17 protein-coding genes are annotated in these 18,017 nt (G+C 69.1%); 14 read left to right on the forward strand and 3 right to left on the reverse strand.

Translation table 11 applies throughout. The features are described from left to right. From U1703_RS13505 to U1703_RS13515, 3 genes are all read left to right on the forward strand, one after another. The coding region (locus U1703_RS13505) for an electron transfer flavoprotein subunit alpha/FixB family protein (RefSeq protein WP_332784730.1) at positions 1-418 on the forward strand (418 nt) is incomplete at its 5' end. 163 nt (positions 419-581) lie between these two features. Next, complete coding sequence (locus tag U1703_RS13510; protein ID WP_332786094.1) at positions 582-860, forward strand: acylphosphatase; 279 nt, start codon at positions 582-584, stop codon at positions 858-860. Further along, a complete protein-coding gene (locus U1703_RS13515) occupies positions 854-2,077 on the forward strand; it encodes a dipeptidase (RefSeq protein ID WP_332786095.1) in 1,224 nt (407 codons plus the stop codon). The genes U1703_RS13510 and U1703_RS13515 overlap by 7 nt, the downstream gene beginning before the upstream one ends. On the opposite strand, the gene U1703_RS13520 is transcribed toward U1703_RS13515, so the two are convergent. Continuing rightward, positions 2,031-3,236 (reverse strand): MFS transporter, encoded by a 1,206-nt coding sequence (locus tag U1703_RS13520; protein ID WP_320453178.1) that lies wholly within the window; start codon positions 3,234-3,236, stop codon positions 2,031-2,033. The genes U1703_RS13515 and U1703_RS13520 overlap by 47 nt on opposite strands. Positions 3,237-3,434: 198 nt before the next feature. On the opposite strand from U1703_RS13520, the gene U1703_RS13525 reads away from it, so the two are divergent. From U1703_RS13525 to U1703_RS13545, 5 genes are all read left to right on the forward strand, one after another. Beyond that, entirely contained in the window at positions 3,435-4,814 is a 1,380-nt protein-coding gene (locus U1703_RS13525) for a glycosyl transferase family protein (RefSeq protein WP_332786096.1), read from the forward strand. Positions 4,815-4,846: 32 nt separating this feature from the next. Beyond that, positions 4,847-5,812 carry a hypothetical protein gene (locus U1703_RS13530; RefSeq protein WP_332786097.1) on the forward strand — a complete coding sequence of 322 codons (966 nt, stop codon included), beginning with the start codon at positions 4,847-4,849 and terminating at the stop codon, positions 5,810-5,812. A gap of 45 nt (positions 5,813-5,857) precedes the next feature. Further along, positions 5,858-6,772 (forward strand): sulfite exporter TauE/SafE family protein, encoded by a 915-nt coding sequence (locus tag U1703_RS13535; RefSeq protein ID WP_320452803.1) that lies wholly within the window; start codon positions 5,858-5,860, stop codon positions 6,770-6,772. Between the two features lie 41 nt (positions 6,773-6,813). After that, positions 6,814-7,533 carry a TIGR02186 family protein gene (locus U1703_RS13540; protein ID WP_443025815.1) on the forward strand — a complete coding sequence of 240 codons (720 nt, stop codon included), beginning with the start codon at positions 6,814-6,816 and terminating at the stop codon, positions 7,531-7,533. 78 nt (positions 7,534-7,611) lie between these two features. Further along, positions 7,612-9,258, forward strand: a complete 1,647-nt coding sequence (locus U1703_RS13545; RefSeq protein ID WP_332786099.1) for an ATP-binding protein — start codon at positions 7,612-7,614, stop codon at positions 9,256-9,258. 133 nt (positions 9,259-9,391) lie between these two features. On the opposite strand, the gene U1703_RS13550 is transcribed toward U1703_RS13545, so the two are convergent. Then, the gene (locus U1703_RS13550; RefSeq protein WP_332786100.1) at positions 9,392-10,834 is read right to left on the reverse strand and encodes a M23 family metallopeptidase; all 1,443 of its coding nucleotides are present in this window, start codon (positions 10,832-10,834) and stop codon (positions 9,392-9,394) included. Between the two features lie 251 nt (positions 10,835-11,085). Between U1703_RS13550 and U1703_RS13555 the strand changes: the two genes are divergently transcribed. The 6 genes from U1703_RS13555 to U1703_RS13580 all read left to right on the forward strand — a co-directional run bounded on the left by U1703_RS13555 (position 11,086) and on the right by U1703_RS13580 (position 16,967). Next, positions 11,086-13,578 carry a helicase-related protein gene (locus U1703_RS13555; RefSeq protein ID WP_332786101.1) on the forward strand — a complete coding sequence of 831 codons (2,493 nt, stop codon included), beginning with the start codon at positions 11,086-11,088 and terminating at the stop codon, positions 13,576-13,578. 153 nt (positions 13,579-13,731) lie between these two features. After that, positions 13,732-14,052 (forward strand): S4 domain-containing protein, encoded by a 321-nt coding sequence (locus U1703_RS13560; protein WP_320452808.1) that lies wholly within the window; start codon positions 13,732-13,734, stop codon positions 14,050-14,052. Positions 14,053-14,081: 29 nt separating this feature from the next. Then, a complete protein-coding gene (gene fdxA / locus U1703_RS13565) occupies positions 14,082-14,423 on the forward strand; it encodes a ferredoxin FdxA (protein WP_042486955.1) in 342 nt (113 codons plus the stop codon). 403 nt (positions 14,424-14,826) lie between these two features. After that, positions 14,827-15,360, forward strand: a complete 534-nt coding sequence (locus tag U1703_RS13570; RefSeq protein ID WP_042486954.1) for a CarD family transcriptional regulator — start codon at positions 14,827-14,829, stop codon at positions 15,358-15,360. Between the two features lie 120 nt (positions 15,361-15,480). Beyond that, complete coding sequence (locus U1703_RS13575; RefSeq protein ID WP_332786102.1) at positions 15,481-16,230, forward strand: head GIN domain-containing protein; 750 nt, start codon at positions 15,481-15,483, stop codon at positions 16,228-16,230. A 41-nt stretch (positions 16,231-16,271) separates the two neighbouring features. Beyond that, positions 16,272-16,967: a GIN domain-containing protein gene (locus tag U1703_RS13580; protein ID WP_332786103.1), complete on the forward strand. Its 696-nt coding sequence runs from the start codon at positions 16,272-16,274 to the stop codon at positions 16,965-16,967. A 4-nt stretch (positions 16,968-16,971) separates the two neighbouring features. Here the strand turns inward: U1703_RS13580 and U1703_RS13585 are convergent, their stop codons facing one another. Further along, the gene (locus U1703_RS13585; protein WP_332786104.1) at positions 16,972-17,889 is read right to left on the reverse strand and encodes an alpha/beta fold hydrolase; all 918 of its coding nucleotides are present in this window, start codon (positions 17,887-17,889) and stop codon (positions 16,972-16,974) included. Positions 17,890-18,017: the final 128 nt, after the last annotated feature.

An 18,017-nucleotide genomic window follows, 5' to 3' on the forward strand; every position in this document is an offset into this window, starting at 1 on the left:
TACGGCCAAGTCCCGCTTCGTCGGTGCGGAAAAGGCCGAGAATGCCCGGCCCGAACTGACCAGCGCCAAGATCATCGTCTCGGGCGGTCGCGCGCTGGGCTCGGAGGAGCAGTTCCACGCGCTGATCGACCCGCTTGCCGACAAGCTGGGCGCCGCCGTCGGCGCTTCCCGTGCCGCGGTCGATGCAGGCTATGCCCCCAACGACTATCAGGTCGGGCAGACCGGCAAGATCGTGGCTCCGGAAGTCTATGTCGCGGTCGGCATCTCGGGCGCGATCCAGCATCTGGCGGGGATGAAGGACTCCAAGGTCATCGTCGCGATCAACAAGGACGAGGACGCGCCCATCTTCCAGGTCGCCGATATCGGCTTGGTTGGCGACCTGTTCACCGTCGTGCCGGAGCTGACCGGCAAGGTGTGAGGCAGTTTTGGTTCGCGCAGAGGCGCAGAGAGCGCGGAGAAGAAGTGTTCTCCATCTCTCTGCGTCCTCCGCGCCTCTGCGCGAACAGGTTTTTCCTCACCTGCAAGGGGAGGAATTCAGCCTACCCTTCCCTTTCCCGCCCGCCCGCGCGACAATCTTGGCCATGGTCGGTCGTCATCTTCGCATTACCGGGCGCGTGCAGGGCGTCGGGTATCGCTACTGGTTTCTCGGTCGCGCCGAGTCGCTCGGGCTCACCGGCTGGGTCCGCAACCGGGCTGACGGTTCGGTCGAGGCGGTGGTGCAGGGCCCTGAGGACAAGATCGCGCGGATCGTCGCTGAGGCCGAATCGGGACCTCCCACCGCGCGGGTCGACCGGGTCGAAACGACCGAGCGGCCCGCCGACACCACTCTCATCCAATTCGAGCAGCGACCGACATGCTGATCGCACTGCTCCTTGCGCAGGCGGCCGATCCGGCCATTACGCGCCGGGTCGAGTCGCTCCTCGCCCGCGCGCCGATTGTCGACGGGCATAACGACCTGCCCTGGGAGTTGCGCGACACCGGCGTTCCGCCCGAATCGCCTGCGCTGGCCACGGACACCACCGCCCTGCCCCATCCGCTGCAGACCGACCTGCCCCGACTGAAACGTGGCGGGGTCGGAGGGCAATTCTGGTCGGTATGGATTCCCGCCGATGTCACCGGCCCGCGCGCGGTCGAGATGACGCTGGAACAGATCGACCGCGTTCACCGCCTTGTCGCCGCGCACCCCGAGCGACTCGCGATGGCGCGCACAGCCGAGGATGTCCGCCGCCTGTCCCACACAGGCCGGGTCGCCTCGCTGATCGGGGTCGAGGGCGGGCATCAGATCGACGGGCGGCTGTCGGTGCTGCGCCAGTACAAGGCGCTGGGCGTCGCCTATCTGACGCTGACCCATGGTCGCAGCTTGGCTTGGGCCGATTCGTCCACCGATACGCCCATCGCCAACGGATTGAGCCCCTTTGGCCGCGCGGTGGTGGCGGAGATGAACCGGATCGGCATGATCGTCGATGTCGCGCATGTCTCCGACGCGACGATGGCGGCGGTGCTGGACGTCAGCAAGGCGCCGGTCATCGCCTCGCATTCCGACGCCCGCGCGCTGGCCGATGCACCGCGCAACATTCCCGATGCCATGCTGCGCCGGATCGGCGCGAGCGGCGGGGTGGTGATGGTGAACTGCTACCCCGCCTTCCTGTCCACCGACTGGCGGGCCTGGGATGCAGCGCGTACCGCCTATGCCAGGTCGGTCGGCGTGCCCGCCAATATCTACGGCCCGCGCAGCCCCGCGCCGCTGATCGCCTGGGACGCGCAGCACCCTGCTCCGCACGTGACGGCGACGATGGTGGCGGATCATATCGAGCATGTCGCCCGCATCGCCGGGCGCGGCGCGGTCGGGTTCGGCGGCGATTATGACGGGATCAACGGCACCGGGCCGGAGGGGATGACCGGCGTCGACGGTTATCCGCTGGTGCTGGCCGAACTGGTCCGGCGCGGCTGGAGCGACGCCGATCTCGCCGGGCTGACCAGCGGCAATATCCTGCGCGTCATGGAACGGGTCGAGGCCGTGGCCAAAAGCCTCAGTGCAGCAGCACCGGACGATTCGATCGATCCGCTGGCACGCTGACCTGCCCGCGCGACACGCGCATCGCGATCAGCCAGATGACAAAACCGCCCAGCGCCAGCCCGCAGCCGACATAGCCGGTCGAGGTCCACCCCAGGCCATTGGCGATCGCCAGACCGCCCGCCCAGGGCCCGATGGCATTGGCGGTGTTGAACGCCGAATGGTTGAGCGCCGCGGCCAGCCCCTGCCCCTCGCCCGCCACGTCCATCAATCGCGTCTGGAGCACGGTGCCCAGCGCGCCGCCCAGTCCGATCGCAAAGACGACAGGCAGGATCGTCCACAGGCTCCCCGCCGCCCAGGGATAGAGCGCCAGCATCGCCGCCGACCAGAGCAGCAGCGCCCCGGCGGTCGGCATCAACGCACGGTCGGCGAAGCGCGGCACCACGATATTGCCGATCGTCATGCCCAGCCCGAACACGGCGAGCACGAGCGGGATCATCGCTACCGACGCCCCCGTCACCTCGGTCAGGGTCGCCGCCAGATAGGTATAGACCGCGAACATGCCGCCGAAACCGATCGCGCCGATGGCCAGCGTCAGCCAGACCTGCCCCTTGCTCAGCGCGTCCAGCTCGCGACGGATGCTCGCCCCCTCGTCGGGGCGGTCGTGCGGCGCGGCGATCCAGACCAAGGTCGCGGTCAACAGGGCCAGCCCCGCGACCACGCCGAACACCCAGCGCCAGTTGAGCCACTGGCCCAGCATCTGCGCCAACGGCACGCCGACAACGGTCGCGACGGTCAGCCCCAGCATGATCCGCCCGACCGCCACCGTCCGCCGCGATTCGGGGACGAGCGAGGCCGCTACCAGTGCGGCGATCCCGAAATAGGCGCCGTGCGGCAGGCCGCTGAGGAAGCGGAAGAACAGCATCCAGTGATAATCGGGTGCCATCGCCGACAGGCCGTTGCCTGCCGCGAACATCAGCATCAGCACGATCAGCAGCGTCCGACGCGCGACCTTGGCCGACAGCACCGCCAATAGGGGCGCGCCCACCACCACGCCCAGCGCATAGGCGCTGATGACATGTCCCGCCATCGGCGCATCGATGCCCAGGCCACGTGCCAGATCGGGCTCGAGGCTCATCGCGGCGAATTCGGTCGTGCCGATCGCAAAGCCGCCCACCGCCAGCGCGGTGTGGACGATGCCGGGGGAAAATGTCCGCGCCATCATGGAATCCTTTCCCCACCCATATGTTGCGCCGCAGCAAACAACGCAACCGCCCCGCGCGCGTCCCGCTGAAAATGCGGCTGAATGGCTTCCATATTCATCCGCTTCCCGCGTCTCTCCCGATATGAGCCGAAGTTTGGCGTTGAAGATGCCTGCGCGGTCGGTCAGGCTCGGTCCCGGCAAAGGGGAGATTGCCGCTTGGACGGGGTCATCGGGGGGATCGCGATCGTTGCGCGCGAGCTGTTGCTGTTCGCGGGTGCGGGCCTGTTGCTTGGCGGGATCGACGACCTGCTCGTCGACCTGATCTATTTCACGCGTCGCCTGACCCGTGGGCCTGCCACACCGCTGCGCAGTTGGGCGCTGCCCGCGCCTGAGACGCCGGGACGCATGGTGATCCTGGTGCCCGCCTGGGACGAATCGGCCGTGATCGGCGCGATGCTGGCCAATGCGCTCGCCCGGCTGCGTCGCGACGATTACCGTATCTATGTCGGGCTCTATCCCAATGATCCGGCGACCATCGCGGCGGCGGCGGACGTTGCCGAGCATGACCCACGGGTGCGGCTGGTCATCGGACCACGTCCGGGCCCGACGACGAAGGCGGACTGTCTGAATGCGGTCTGGCATGCCCTGGAACGCGATGCGCGGGACGAGGGCTTTGCGGTCCGGGCGGTGGTGCTGCACGATGCCGAGGATGTGGTGCATGCCGACGAACTGCTGGTCTTCGATTCGCTGATCGAAGGACGCGCCGTGGTCCAGTTGCCGGTCCTGCCGCTGGTCGCCCCCGGATCGCGACTGGTGTCGGGCCACTATGCCGACGAGTTTGCCGAAAGCCATATCAAGCAGCTGGTCGTGCGCACCGCGCTGGGCGCCGGATTGCCGCTGGCGGGCACCGGCTGCGCGATCGCGCCCGCGATGCTGCGTGAGATTGCGCGGCGGCGCGGCGGCGATCCGTTCGATGCGAGCAGCCTGACCGAGGATTACGAACTGGGCCTGCGGATCGCCGAGTTGGGCGGCAAGGGGCTGTTCGCGCGGGTCGCCGATGGTCCGCCGCGCAGCGTGGTGGCGGTGCGCGCCTATTTTCCCGCCACCCTGCCCGCCGCCGTCCGGCAGAAGGCGCGGTGGATGACGGGCATCGCGCTGGTCGGCTGGGACCGGACGGGATGGGGCCGGACCTGGGCGATCGGCGATCACTGGTGGCGGTCGCGCGACCGGCGCGCGCCGCTGGCCATGCTGGTCCTGGCCGCCGCCTATCTCGGCCTGTTTGCCGAGGCGGTGGTGATCATCCTGTGCTGGGCACGCGGGGCCGCGCTGCCGGTGACCGATCCGCTGCTCGGCGGGCTGATCGCGGTCAACGCCATGCTGCTCTGGTGGCGGCTGGGCGTGCGGATGGTCTTTACCGGGCAGGCTTATGGCTGGCACGAGGCGCTGTGGTCGCTGCCGCGCTTCGTCGTCGGCAATTTCGTGGCGCTGGCGGCGGCACCGCGGGCGATGGTCCGCTATCTGCTGATGCTGCGCGGACGACCGCTGACCTGGGACAAGACCGATCACCAGTTTCCCGACCTCCCCGCCCGGTCATGAGCGGACGGCCGATCCGTTTCCTGGGGGGTATATTGGCGTTGTGGACCCTGGGGCGGGTGGCATTCCTGTTGCCGGGTGAGGCCGGCCTGGAGCAGGCGGGCCGCCTGTCGGTCGCGGCGGCGGCCGAAGCCGCACCGCCCGCAACGCCCGCCCCGCCGCGCCGCCATGCGCGGAGGCCTTCGAGCAGAGTGGCGGCAGCTGGGCCGTGGCAGCCGTTGCGCCGGAAGCCGGTGCTTCGCCCGACAGGCGGAGCGATGGTGCACGCACGCCCCCTGCTTTCCCTTACCAGCGCGGAGGCGATCGAGCCGATCATGCCCCCGCCGATCCTGCGCGACGCGCCAGCGTCGATCGCCCCTGTCTGGCCCGACACGCCTTCGCGGCCGGACCGCTGGAGTCTTGGGATATGGGCGGTGGCCCGACAGGGCGGCGACGCGCTGACGCCGGGTGGGCAGCTGGGTGGCAGTCAGGCGGGACTTCGCCTGCTGCGCCGCCTCGATTCGCGCGGTGCATGGTCGGCGAGCCTGCGCCTGTCCGCCTCGGCAAGCGGCGTGGGGCGCGAGATGGGGGTGGGTCTCGACTGGCAGCCCTCTCACACCGTGCCGGTGCGCGTGCTGGTCGAACGGCGTGTGGCACTGGATCGGGGACCCGGCGGGACGGCATTGCTGGCCGTGACCGGCATCGGCCCCCGCCCGGTCGCCGCCGGGCTGACCCTCACCGCCTATGCCCAGGGCGGCGTGGTGGTGCGCGATCGGATCGAGCCCTTTGCCGACGGCGCGATGCGCGTGGCGGTGCCGCTGGCCCCCGGCCTCGACCTGGGTATCGGGCTATGGGGCGGGGCGCAGCGAGGTGCGCAGCGGCTGGATTTCGGTCCCACCCTGGGGGTCGCGGTGCCGGTCGGGAATCGACGCGTCCGCCTGTCGCTCGACTGGCGACAGCGGGTGGCGGGCGGTGCCGCGCCCGGCTCGGGCCCAGCGCTCAGCCTGGCGGGCGATTTCTGAGCCATCGACACTGTTCCGAAAGGTCCATGCGGCTATAAAGCGGCGGTGGATCTCTATCTTCCGATCGCCAACCTGTCGGTCAACGCGCTGGTCATCATCGCGCTGGGCGCGGGCGTGGGCCTGTTGTCGGGGATGTTCGGGGTGGGCGGCGGTTTCCTGACCACGCCGTTGCTGATCGTTTATGGCATCCCGCCGACCGTCGCCGCCGCCTCCGCCGCCAGCCAGGTGACGGGGGCCAGCGTGTCGGGCGTGTTCGCCCATTTCCGGCGTGGCGGCGTGGACACCAAGATGGGTGGCGTCCTGGTCGCGGGCGGCATCGTCGGGTCGTTCGCGGGTGCCTGGATCTTTCGCCTGCTTCAGGCGAGTGGCCAGATCGATACGGTCATCGCCATCGTCTATGTGCTGATGCTGGGGTGGATCGGATCGGTCATGGCGCGCGAGGCGACAAGTGCGATCATTGCGCAGCGTCGCGGACGGCCACAGCGCGCGGCGCGGCGGCGGCATCATCCGGTCGTGGCGGCCCTGCCCTTCCGCACCCGCTTCTATGCCTCGGGCCTGTATATCTCGCCGCTGGCACCTTTGATGCTGGGATTCTTCACCGGCATCCTGACCATCTTGCTGGGGGTCGGCGGCGGGTTCATCCTCGTCCCTGCGATGATCTATATCCTGGGCATGGCGACCAACGTCGTGCTCGGCACCTCGCTGTTCCAGACCTTGTTCGTCACCGCCGTCGCGACGATGGTCCATGCCACGACGACCAAGGCGGTAGATATCGTGCTGGCCGGGCTGTTGCTGGTCGGGTCGGTGACGGGGGCGCAGATCGGCGCGAAGCTCGCCACCAATGCCAAGCCCGAATATCTGCGCCTAGCGCTGGCGGTCATCGTGCTGCTGGTCGGCATTCGTATCCTGCTCGGGCTGGTGTGGCGGCCCGAGGAAATCTTCACGGTGCAGCCGCTGTGAAACGTGCCGCCGCCGCGCTGGCGCTGGCGTCGCCGCTGCTGATGGCGCAGGCCAAGCCAGTGCTGGTCCCCGACGTGTCGCAACGCGACATCCAGATCGCCTACAGCTTCACCGGTGCCGAACTGCTGCTGTTCGGCGCGATCCTCTATCCCGGTGGGCGTGCGCCGCAGGACAACCGGCCGACCGATATCGTCGTGGTGGTGAAGGGCCCGACCCAGTCGATCCTGATCCGCGAGAAGGGGAAGATCGCCGGGCTGTGGGTCAATGCCGGGCGGCTGCGTTACCAGTCGGCGCCGTCCTTCTACGCCATCGCCTCGTCCCGGCCGATCGACCGGATCGTCGATGACCGCACCCGCGCCATTTACGAGCTCGGGCTGGACAGCCTGCAACTCTCCCCCGCCTCCAGCGCGCCCGCCGATGTCCAGGCGCGTTTCCAGGCGGGGCTGGTCGACCAGCGCCGCCGCTCCGGCCTGTATGTCGAGGCGCCGCGCGCCGTCGAGATCACCGACGACGTCCTCTACCGCGCCCGCGTCACCATCCCGGCGCGCGTGCCGGTGGGACGCTTCACCGCCGAAACCTTCCTGATCCGCGACGGCCGCGTGCTGGCCGCCGCCGTGCGGGACATCGATATTCGCAAATCGGGGTTCGAACGCTTCGTCGCGCGCGCCGCCGACCGCGCCGCCATCCCCTATGGCCTGACCGCGGTGGCGCTGTCGATCCTCCTCGGCTGGACCGCCGGCTGGATCGCGCGGCGGATCTGATTTCCTTGAGATACGGCATCTTAAGGATCGGCTGCTAACGATATCATCCTCCAGAAAGACCGGACGGTATCGCTTTTCATGTTTTCGCCCGCCCCCGCCGCCGAACATTCCGTCGCCACTCCGCACGACACGCCGGTCATCGGCTGGCTGCTCGGCATCGCCGGATCGACGGGGCGCATCGTGCTCGACCGTCAGGCGGTGACCGCGCTGGCCGGGCATGGCGACCCGGTGCTGGCGGCGGCGGGGCAGGTGGCGATGCCGGTCAAGATCAAGCGCGACGATCGCTGGATCATCGGCACCATCCGCTCGCTGTCGCTCGACCCGTCCGGCGACGGAGCCGCCATCGCGACCGAGATCGACCTGATGGGCGAGGGGATGCGCGACCCCTATAGTGGCGAGCTTTGCGGTTTCCGTCGCGGCGTCACCTCCTATCCGATGCCCGGCGCGACCATCCATGCGATCACCAATGCCGAACTGGCCGGGATCCACGGCAATCGCGACACCACGACCGTGACCATCGGCACCGTCCATCCCGCGCGCACCGTACCCGCCACGCTGGCGGTCGACGCGCTGCTGGGGCGGCATTTCGCCATTCTGGGGTCGACCGGCACCGGCAAGTCGACCGCGACCGCGATGATCCTGCACCGGATCTGCGAACTGGCGCCGCGCGGCCATATCGTGATGATCGACCCGCACGGCGAGTATGCCTCCGCCTTTCGCGACGCGGGCGAGATCCACGATGTCGGCAATCTGCGCATGCCCTATTGGTTGATGAACTTCGCGGAGCATTGCGAGATCCTGCTCTCGTCGGGCCCGGCCGATCGCCAGAGCGATGCCGACGTGCTTGCCAAATGCCTGCTCGCCGCGCGGATGCGCAGCCGCGCCGCCGCCGACCTGCCGCGCGTCACCGTCGATACGCCCATCCCCTATCTGCTGTCCGACCTCACCAGCCTGCTGACCGCCGAGATGAGCAAGCTGGAGCGGGCGGGCGACATCGCCCCTTACTTGCGGATCAAGTCCAAGATCGACGAGGTGAAGGGCGATCCGCGCTATGCCTTCATGTTCTCCGGCATGTTGGTGGCCGATACCATGGCGTCCTTCCTGGGCCGCATCCTGCGCCTGCCGGGCGAGGGGCGGCCGATCTCGATCATCGACGTGTCGGGCGTGCCGTCGGACGTGACCAGCGTGGTCGTCGCGATGCTGGCGCGGATGATCTTCGACCATGCCATCTGGTCGCACCCGGCCGAGCGCCGCCCGGTCCTGATGGTTTGCGAAGAGGCGCACCGCTACATCCCCGCCCGCGCCGAACAGGATTCGGCGGTCGGCCGCATCCTGTCGCGCATCGCCAAGGAGGGGCGCAAATACGGCGTCTCGCTGGGCCTCGTCACCCAGCGTCCGTCCGACCTGGCCGAGGGCGTGCTGTCGCAATGCGGTACGATCATCGCGATGCGCCTGAACAACGAACGCGATCAGGCGGTGGTCCGCTCGGCCATGCCCGAGGGCGGGCGCGGGCTGCTCGACACCATCTCGGCGCTGCGCAACCGCGAGGCGATCCTGTGCGGCGAAGGCGTGACGTTCCCGATGCGCGCCAGCTTCGTCGACCTGGACGAAGGCAAACGCCCCGCATCGAACGACATGAGGATCACCGCGCTCTGGGCACAGCCCGCCCGCGGGGCGCCGATGGTGGCCGACACCGTCGCCCGCTGGCGCGCGGCGGGTAAGTAAGAGCCAGTCTCACCCCACGGCCGTTCGCACTGAGCGAAGTCGAAGTGCACATTCCGCTCTTGGCCAAGTCATCCCCTGGCCTTCGACTTCGCTCAGGCTGAACGGAGGTGGGAGTGGGCGGGCGTGTGCGGTCTTACCGCCCCGGCCGCACCGCCAACAGGTTCTGCACCTCACGGCGGAACGCGCGCAATTTGGCGCCCGACAGGACTGCGACGCTCGACAGGTTCAGCGTGCGCGGGTTCACGACGGCGCCGTTCTTCCACACTTCCCAGTGCAGATGCGGGCCGGTCGACATGCCGGTCGAGCCGACATAGCCGATCACCTGGCCCTGGCGAACATGCGCGCCCGACCGCACGGCGAAGCGGCTCATATGGCCATAGCCGCTCGCGATGCCGCCCGAATGGGTCAGCTTGACGAAATTGCCGTAACCGCCCGAGCGTCCGGCGAACTGGACGACGCCGTCCATGATCGCATGGATCGGTGTCCCGTAAGGCGCGCCGATATCGGTCCCCTTGTGCATCCGCATGAAGCCCAGCACCGGGTGCATCCGCTTGCCGTAGGACGAGGTGATGCGCCCCGCGACCGGCATGTTCATCGCGCCGCGCCGCTCGGTCTGGCCGTTGACGTCATACCATTGGCCGTCCTCGTCGTCGGGAAAGCGGGCGAGCTGCGTCTTGCGCCCGCCATGGTTCAGCCCGACGAACAACAGCTTGCCCAGCCGCGTCTCGCCGGTCGCGGCACGCTCGCGCTCGATGATCAGGTCGAAACTGTCCGACCGCTTCACGTCGCGGCCGACCGACATGCGCGCCGACAACGCCTTGATATAGCCCTCGACCGCCTTGGCCGGCGCGCCCGCCGCGCGGACCGAGCGGTACAGGCTCGAACCGGCCAGACCCTGCAGGCGCAGCGGCGTGCGATCGATCGCGATCGGCGTCTGCGTCATCTCCAGCCCCTTGGGCGTACGGGTCAGCGTGACGGCCAGGTCGAAACGCGCGCGCAGCTTCATCGCTTCCAGCGGACGCGCGACCGTCCGGCTCGGCCGCCGCCCCAGGGTCAGTGCGACACGGGTGCCCGACGCGATGGCCTCGCCCCCCGCCGCCTGTTCGACCAGCTCGGCGGCGTCGCGGGCCTGATCCCGGCTGACGCCGGCGCGTTGCAGCACGCGGGCCAGCCGGTCGCCCGAGCCGACCGTCGCCGACAGCTCGACCATCGGCCGCTCGGGCGCTTCGGCGAGATGCGTGACCAGGTCGCCCGCCGCCATGCGCCGTCCGCTGTCCGCGCCCAGCGCGATCGGCGCGATCGCCTGTGCCCGCGCATTCGCCCAGGCCTCACCGGTCAGCGGCTCCGGTGCGACCCCCAGGATCGGCCGTTCCAGCCGGGGCGCCATCGCGATCGTCGCGGCACACAGCGCCGAGCAGGTGACCAGGCCGCGCCACCAGTCGCGGCTGCCGATCCGCGCGCCCAGATCGGGCACCCAGTCGGTATCGCGCGCGGCCTGGCGCCAGCGCGCCCAGACAGTCGTCCGGGCGGGCGGGAAGGTCACGCCTTGCGGACGCACGGCTGTGCCGCCGGTCATTAACAGGGCTTCGTCGGTGGCAAGGAACATCGGTGGAATGCGTTTCCGTGAAATCGTCGAACAGCGTCGCCGATTCCCCCCGGCGCACAGCATTTTGCGGTGTCGATCGTGCCCGCCAAAGTCAAAGCCGCTGCGCCCCACCGCCCCGATGCTGCGGCAAGACGTGGCCGGACCGGCACAAATGTCGTGGGCTGGCGACGATCTTGCCCCATGCCGTTGCAACCGCGCGCGCGAAGCCCGATGTAGGGGGCATGACAAGCCGCGTATCGGGCGCCGTGACGGCCGTTCTCGGGCCGACCAACACCGGCAAGACGCACCTCGCGATCGAGCGGATGTGCGCGCATTCCAGCGGCATCATCGGCTTTCCCCTCCGCCTGCTCGCCCGCGAGGTCTATGACCGGGTCGTCGCGCTGAAGGGCGCGAACCAGGTCGCGCTGGTGACCGGCGAGGAAAAGATCGTGCCCCCCGACGCGCGCTGGTTCCTGTGCACCGCCGAGTCCATGCCCGACCGCGATGTCGCCTTCGTCGCGCTGGACGAGGCGCAGCTGGGCGCCGATCCCGAGCGCGGTCATGTCTTTACCGATCGGTTGATGCATGTGCGCGGCCGCGACGAGACGATGATCCTGGGCTCCGAGGCGCTGAAACCTATGATCCGCGCGCTGGTCCCCGATGCCGAGATCATCGCCCGGCCGCGCTTCTCCACGCTGACCTATGCGGGTGCCAAGAAGATCAGCCGCCTGCCCAAGCGCTCGGCGATCGTCGCCTTCTCGGCCGAGGAGGTCTACGCGGTGGCAGAGATGCTGCGCCGTCTGCGCGGGGGGGCGGCGGTGGTGATGGGCGCGCTGTCCCCGCGCACCCGCAATGCGCAGGTCGAGATGTTCCAGGCGGGCGAGGTCGATTACCTCGTCGCCACCGATGCGATCGGCATGGGCCTCAACATGGATGTCGCGCATGTCGCCTTTGCCGGGCTCCACAAGTTCGACGGTCGCCGCCGTCGCCGCCTGACGGTGGCCGAGATGGCGCAGATCGCCGGGAGAGCGGGGCGACACCACCGCGACGGCACCTTCGGCGCGCTGGCCGAGGAGGGGCCGGACTCGTTCCTGCCCGAGGAAGTGCTGGCGATCGAGGAGCATCGCTTCCCCCGGCTCGACCATCTCTTCTGGCGCGAGGGCGATCCCGACCTGTCGAGCATCGACGCGCTGATCAAGACCTTGGAGCGCAGGCCCGAACCCGGCGTGCTGCGCGCCGCGCCGCTCGCCACCGATTTGCAGGTGCTCAAGCGCCTGGCCGACGAGCCCTGGGTCCGCGACCGGGTGCGGCGCCCCGCCATGGTCGCGCGGCTGTGGGCGGCGTGCGGCATTCCCGACTTCCGCAAAGTCGGCATCGATCCCCATGCCCGTTTCGTCTCGCGCGTGTTCGGCCATTTGTCCGAAGGCCTCGGCCATGTCCCGCACCAGTGGTTCGCCGACGAAATTGCGCGGCTCGACAATATGGCGGGCGATGTCGAGACGCTGGCGGGCCGCCTCTCCGCGATCCGCAGCTGGGCCTATATCGCGCAGCGTGCCGACTGGTTGGCCGATCCGCGCCACTGGGCCGAGCGTACCCGCGAGATCGAGGAGCGGCTGTCCGACGGTCTTCACGCCAGCCTGACCCAGCGTTTCGTCGACAAGCGCACCACCGCGTTGATCCGCCGCATCGGCGCGGATGCGGGCGCGCTGCCCGTCACCATCGGGCCGGAGGGCGAGGTGCTGGTCGAGGATCACCCCATCGGCCGGCTGGAGGGGTTTCGCTTCACCGTCGAGGCGGGCGCGCGAGCCAATGACAAGCGGCTGCTGCTCGCCGCGGCCGAAAAGCGGCTGGGCACCGAGCGGTCGCGCCGCGCCGAGGCGCTGATCGCCGCCGAGCATGACGCGTTCATGCTTCGGGAGGACCGGCTGGTCTGGGACGGGCATGGCGTCGCGCGGCTGACCTCGGGTTCGTCGCTGGGGCGGCCGGTCCTGCGGCTGGAACGCGACCTCGATTGCCTGGCCCCGCTCCAGCGCGATCAGGTGAAGGCGCGGCTGGAGACATGGCTGGCGCGCTCGCTCGACCGGCAACTACCGGCACTCGTCAGACTGGCGGGGCTGGCGCGCGAGGCCAAGGCGTCACCGGCGATCCGCGCCGTCGCCGCCGCGCTGGAGGATGCGGGCGGCATCGCGCCGCGCCAGCCACTACGCCTGATGATCGATGCCCTATCGCCCGACGAGCGGCGGCGTCTGCGCGGGCTGGGCATCACCATCGGCACGCTCGACGTCTTCGACCCGCGCCTGCTGAAACCCGGTGCCGCCACGTGGCGGCGCACGTTGATGACGCTATGGGGACAAAGCCCGGCGCTGCCCCGGCCGGGCGCGACCATCCTGAAGCGCGACGAGCCGGGGCGTACCGTCGCCTCGGGCTTCCGGCCGCTGGGCGAGCAGGCGGTACGCATCGATCTGGTCGAACGCATCGCGCGCGCCGCGCATGACGCACGGGTCGGGCGCGGGCCGTTCACCCCCGACGCCGCGCTCGCCACCTCGATCGGGCTGGAGGCGGCGACGCTTGACCGGTTGATGGGCGATCTGGGCTTTCGCAAGATCCGGGGCGGAGAGAAGGAACCAGCCCGCTGGATCTGGCGCGGTCGACCACCCGCCCGCCCCGCCCCGCGCGTCGCGGCCAGCCCCGGCAACGCTTTTGCCGCGCTCGCCGACTGGGGGCGGACACCGTGACCCCTGCCTATGCCTCGACCCCGGCGGAGGCCGGGGCCCAGTTGCGGTGAACGTGGTGGCGCGCCACCCGCCCATTTGGCACCTGGACCCCGGCCTTCGCCGGGGTGGTAGAAGATTTATGGGTTTTTCCTCCCGAAAGGACCGTCCCACCCTATGAGCACCCGTGCCCCCGCCCCTGAGTCGATGCGGCTCGACCGTTTCCTCTGGTGGGCGCGGATCGCCAAGTCGCGGGAGCGGGCACGGGAAATGGCGTGCGACGGGCATTTCCGCATGGACGGCCGCGCGATCGATCGCGCCCATGCGCCGGTCCGGGTGGGCAGCATCCTGACCTTTGCACAGGCGGGTGACGTCCGCGTCCTGCGGGTGGAATCGCTGCCCGTCCGGCGCGGACCGCCTGCCGAGGGGCGCGCCTGTTACTGCGATCTGGTCACTTCCCCGGTTTCAAGCGTTGACGGATCGCCATACGCGGCATAGCAGCACGCGTTCGTACCTTGGGAGTTGTCATGACCTACGTCGTCACCGATGCCTGCATTCGCTGCAAGTATATGGACTGTGTCGAGGTGTGTCCCGTCGACTGCTTCTACGAGGGCGAGAATATGCTCGTCATCAACCCGTCTGAATGCATCGACTGCGGCGTGTGCGAGCCGGAATGCCCGGCCGAGGCGATCCTGCCCGATACCGAGAGCGGGCTGGAACAGTGGCTGGAGCTGAACAACACCTTCTCCGCCCAGTGGCCCAACGTCACGCGCAAGCTGGACCAGACGCCGCCCGACGCCGACGCGATGAAGGGCGTCGAGAACAAGTACGACCAGTTCTTCAGCCCGGAGCCCGGCAAGGGCGACTGATCGGAACGTGCCCGGCAAGGGCGACTGATATAAACTTTTCCTCCCCTGCAAGGGGAGGTGGCAGGCCGAAGGCCTGACGGAGGGGTGTCACCCTCTCGATGACGGGGATACCCCTCCACCATGCTTCGCATGGTCCCCCTCCCCTTACAGGGGAGGAAGAGGAGGGAAGGCGGTCAGCATGGACCATGCCTCGACCGCCTGCGCCCGAAGGTTCCCCTAGCCCGCAGATATGCTGGTAATTTTGTTGCGACCATGCTATATAGTCCCGCGACGGGCTTAGCTGTTTTCGCGACCGCCCGCCTTGATGTGTTCGACCCTTCCTTCCCGAGGCCGATGAGATCAGTGGACTCATTTCCGCTCGTCCGGCGCTCGTGCGAAGGCCTTTGATCCGGAAAGGCCCCCAATGGCTGCCAAGGCGCTCCACTTCGACGTCGGTGACTATGTCGTGTACCCCAAGCATGGCGTGGGCCGCGTGATCGAGCTGCAAAAGCAGGAAATCGCAGGGATGCAGCTCGAACTCTATGTGCTGCGCTTCGAAAAGGAACGCATGACGCTGCGCGTTCCCACCAACAAGGCCGAGTCGGTCGGCATGCGCAAGCTGTCCTCGGACAAGACCATGCGCGAGGCGATGGAAACCCTGAAGGGCAAGCCCAAGGTCAAGCGCACCATGTGGTCGCGCCGTGCCCAGGAATATGAAGCCAAGATCAACTCGGGCGACCTGGTGTCGATCGCCGAAGTGGTCCGCGACCTGTTCCGCGCCGACGACCAGCCCGAGCAGAGCTATTCCGAGCGGCAGATCTTCGAAGCGGCGACCAGCCGCCTCGCGCGCGAACTCGCCGCGATGGAAGAGGTGGACGAGCCCCGCGCCCAGGAGAAGATCCTGGAAATCCTGCGCGCCGCCGCGGCCATCTACAACAAGGAAAAGCCCGCCGCCTGACCAGCGGCGTCGGTTCGACCGAGGCGAAAGGGGGCGGTGCCATGCGGTGCCGCCCCTTTTCATTTGCGTGGTGCCCGCCTCCTTGTGTATTGCTTGGACAACACACAAGGAGGCCGTTCCATGATCCGATCCTTACGCCTGCCCCTGATCGCCGTCGCGGTGCTCGCGATCCCCACCGCCGCCTGTTCGTTCGACTGGTCTTCGGACGAAGGCGACGTCGTACCTGCGCAGGGATCGGGCAATGTCCGCAGCTTTACCGCACGCGACTTCACCGGCGTCGACCTGCACGGCAGCGATCCGGTGGAGGTCCGGGTCGGCGGCGATTACTCGGTACGGGCGGAGGGTCCGGCGGACACGCTCGACCAGTTGCAGGTCGAGCGCGACGGCACGACCCTGCGCATCGGCCGCAAGAACGGCGTTCACTGGGGCTGGTCGAAGGGCAATCCGGTCCGGATCCTCGTCACCCTGCCGCGCCTCGCCGATGCGGGCGTGTCGGGATCGGGTCGGATGACGGTCGACCGGGTCGAGGGGCCACGATTCCATGGCGGCATCGCCGGGTCGGGCGACCTGGTCATCGGCGCGATGCGGGTCGGCCATGCCGATCTGGGCGTTGCCGGGTCGGGCTCGATCAGTGCCAGCGGCACCGCCGATACGCTGAAGATCGGCGTCGCCGGGTCGGGCGATGTCCGCGCGACCGGACTGCGCACCCGCCAGGCCGATGTCTCGATCGCAGGCTCGGGCAATGTCACGGCGCGGGTCGAAGGTCCGGCCAAGGTCAACCTGATGGGCTCGGGCAGCGCCGATCTGGGCCCGCAATCGACCTGCACCGTCAACAAGATGGGGTCGGGCTCGGCGCGCTGCGGTCGTTGATCCGGGTTGCGGGGCGGCGGTGACGGGGCGAAGGTGGCGTCATGCTCCATCGCCCCGCCCTCACCCTGTCGCTGATCCTCGCCGCACTGCCTGCCATTGCCTTGGCCGCAGAGCGCCGGGTCGACTTGAGCAGCTTCGACAAGCTGCGCGTCGAGGGGCCGTTTCGCGTGACCATCACCACCGGCCCCTCGCCGCGTGGCATGGTATCGGGCGATGCCGAGGCTTTGCGCGCGGTCGAGACGCGGCTGTCCAACGGCGTGCTCGTCGTCCGGCGGGTGGCGGCGGATGGCGGGCCGGTGCGCAGCACGACGCCCGTCACGTTTGCGCTGACCGCGCCGCCGCTCTCGGCCATCACCGTCATCGGCGGGGCGCAGGTGAATGCGCAGGCGCTGAAGGGAAGCGCCATGACGCTGTCGATCACAGGCGCAGGTGAGATTCAGGTCGAGCGGGCGGACGGCGATCAACTGACCGCGACGCTGTTCGGCCCCGCCCGGCTGGGCATCGGCGGCGGACGGGTGGGCCGTGCCCGGCTGCTCGCCAACGGTCCGGTCGCGCTGGCGGCCAGCGGGCTGGATGCGGGCGACCTGTCCGTCACGCTGGAGGGTGCGGGCGAGATCGGCGCGCGGGCACGCTATACCGCGACCATCGGCAATAACGGCCTGGGTCGCGTGATCGTCGAGGGCTCCCCCAAATGCCGGGTCACGGGCGGCGGATCGGTGCGTTGCGGCGCTAAATAGCCGCTTAGACCCGCCGCGCCAGAAACGCGTCGATCGCGGCCAGGGCATTGGCGCGGATCGGATCGGCCTCGCGCAGGATCTCATGCGCGCAGTCCCGGCCGAAGGCGACCAGCTCCCCCTGCGGCAGGCGCGCGGCGACCTGTCCTGCGGCGCGCGCATCGACCAGTCGGTCGGCCAGCGCCACCAGCATCAGCACCGGCACCTGGATTTGCGCCAGCCCCGGATCGCGGCGCAGCGCCGCCGTCGCGCGAAACGCCTCGGCCACCCAGTGCCAGCTGGGCGATCCCAGGCACAGTTCGGGCCATTCGCGGCGAAAGGCCTGCTGGTCGGCGAAGCGCGCCACGTCATGGGTCAGCCGCTTCTGCCGGGCGCGCGCCGCCGCGTCGGTCTCCAGCCGTTGCCAGGCAGGGCGAGCCGGATCGCCGCGCCCGACCTGCCAGCGGGCAAAGCGCGCGCCCGCCCATTGCCCGACCGGCGAGCGCAGCGCGAGCATCGGCGCGACCAGCACCACCGCATCGGGCGCGATCATGCCCACAGTCAGCGCCGATAGCGTGACGAAGCCGCCCATCGAATGGCCCAGCACGACATGCGGCCCCGGCGCCTCATCGACCCAGGCGGCATGAAAGGCGGCAAGATCCTCGCCCAACTGCTCGAACCGGTCGATATGCCCGGTGCCGTCACCGGTCAGCCGCCCCGAGCCGCCCTGCCCCCGCCAGTCGAAGGCGCTGACGTCCCAGCCCTGCGCCCGGAAATGATCGATCGCGTCGCCATATTTCTCGATCATGTCGGCCCGCCCCGTCTGAAACAGCAGACGCCCGCGCCGCACCGTCCCCGATACGCGCGGCCGGTCATAGCGGCGATGGACCCAGCCATCGGGCGCGATCCAGCGTGACAGATAGGGGGCCAGGACACCCCGAGCCATGTCGATCTCCATCGTCGCCATATCACCCCGCCCCCTGTGCGAACCCCGATTATTTGCCTCTCTCGACGGCCGCGCCGAACCAAGCAAGTTCCGACGCGTTCATCCCCCAGCAATCTTTTGTTACAGTC

The sequence above is a fragment of the Sphingomonas flavida genome (assembly GCF_036663655.1).
Lineage (GTDB): Bacteria > Pseudomonadota > Alphaproteobacteria > Sphingomonadales > Sphingomonadaceae > Sphingomonas.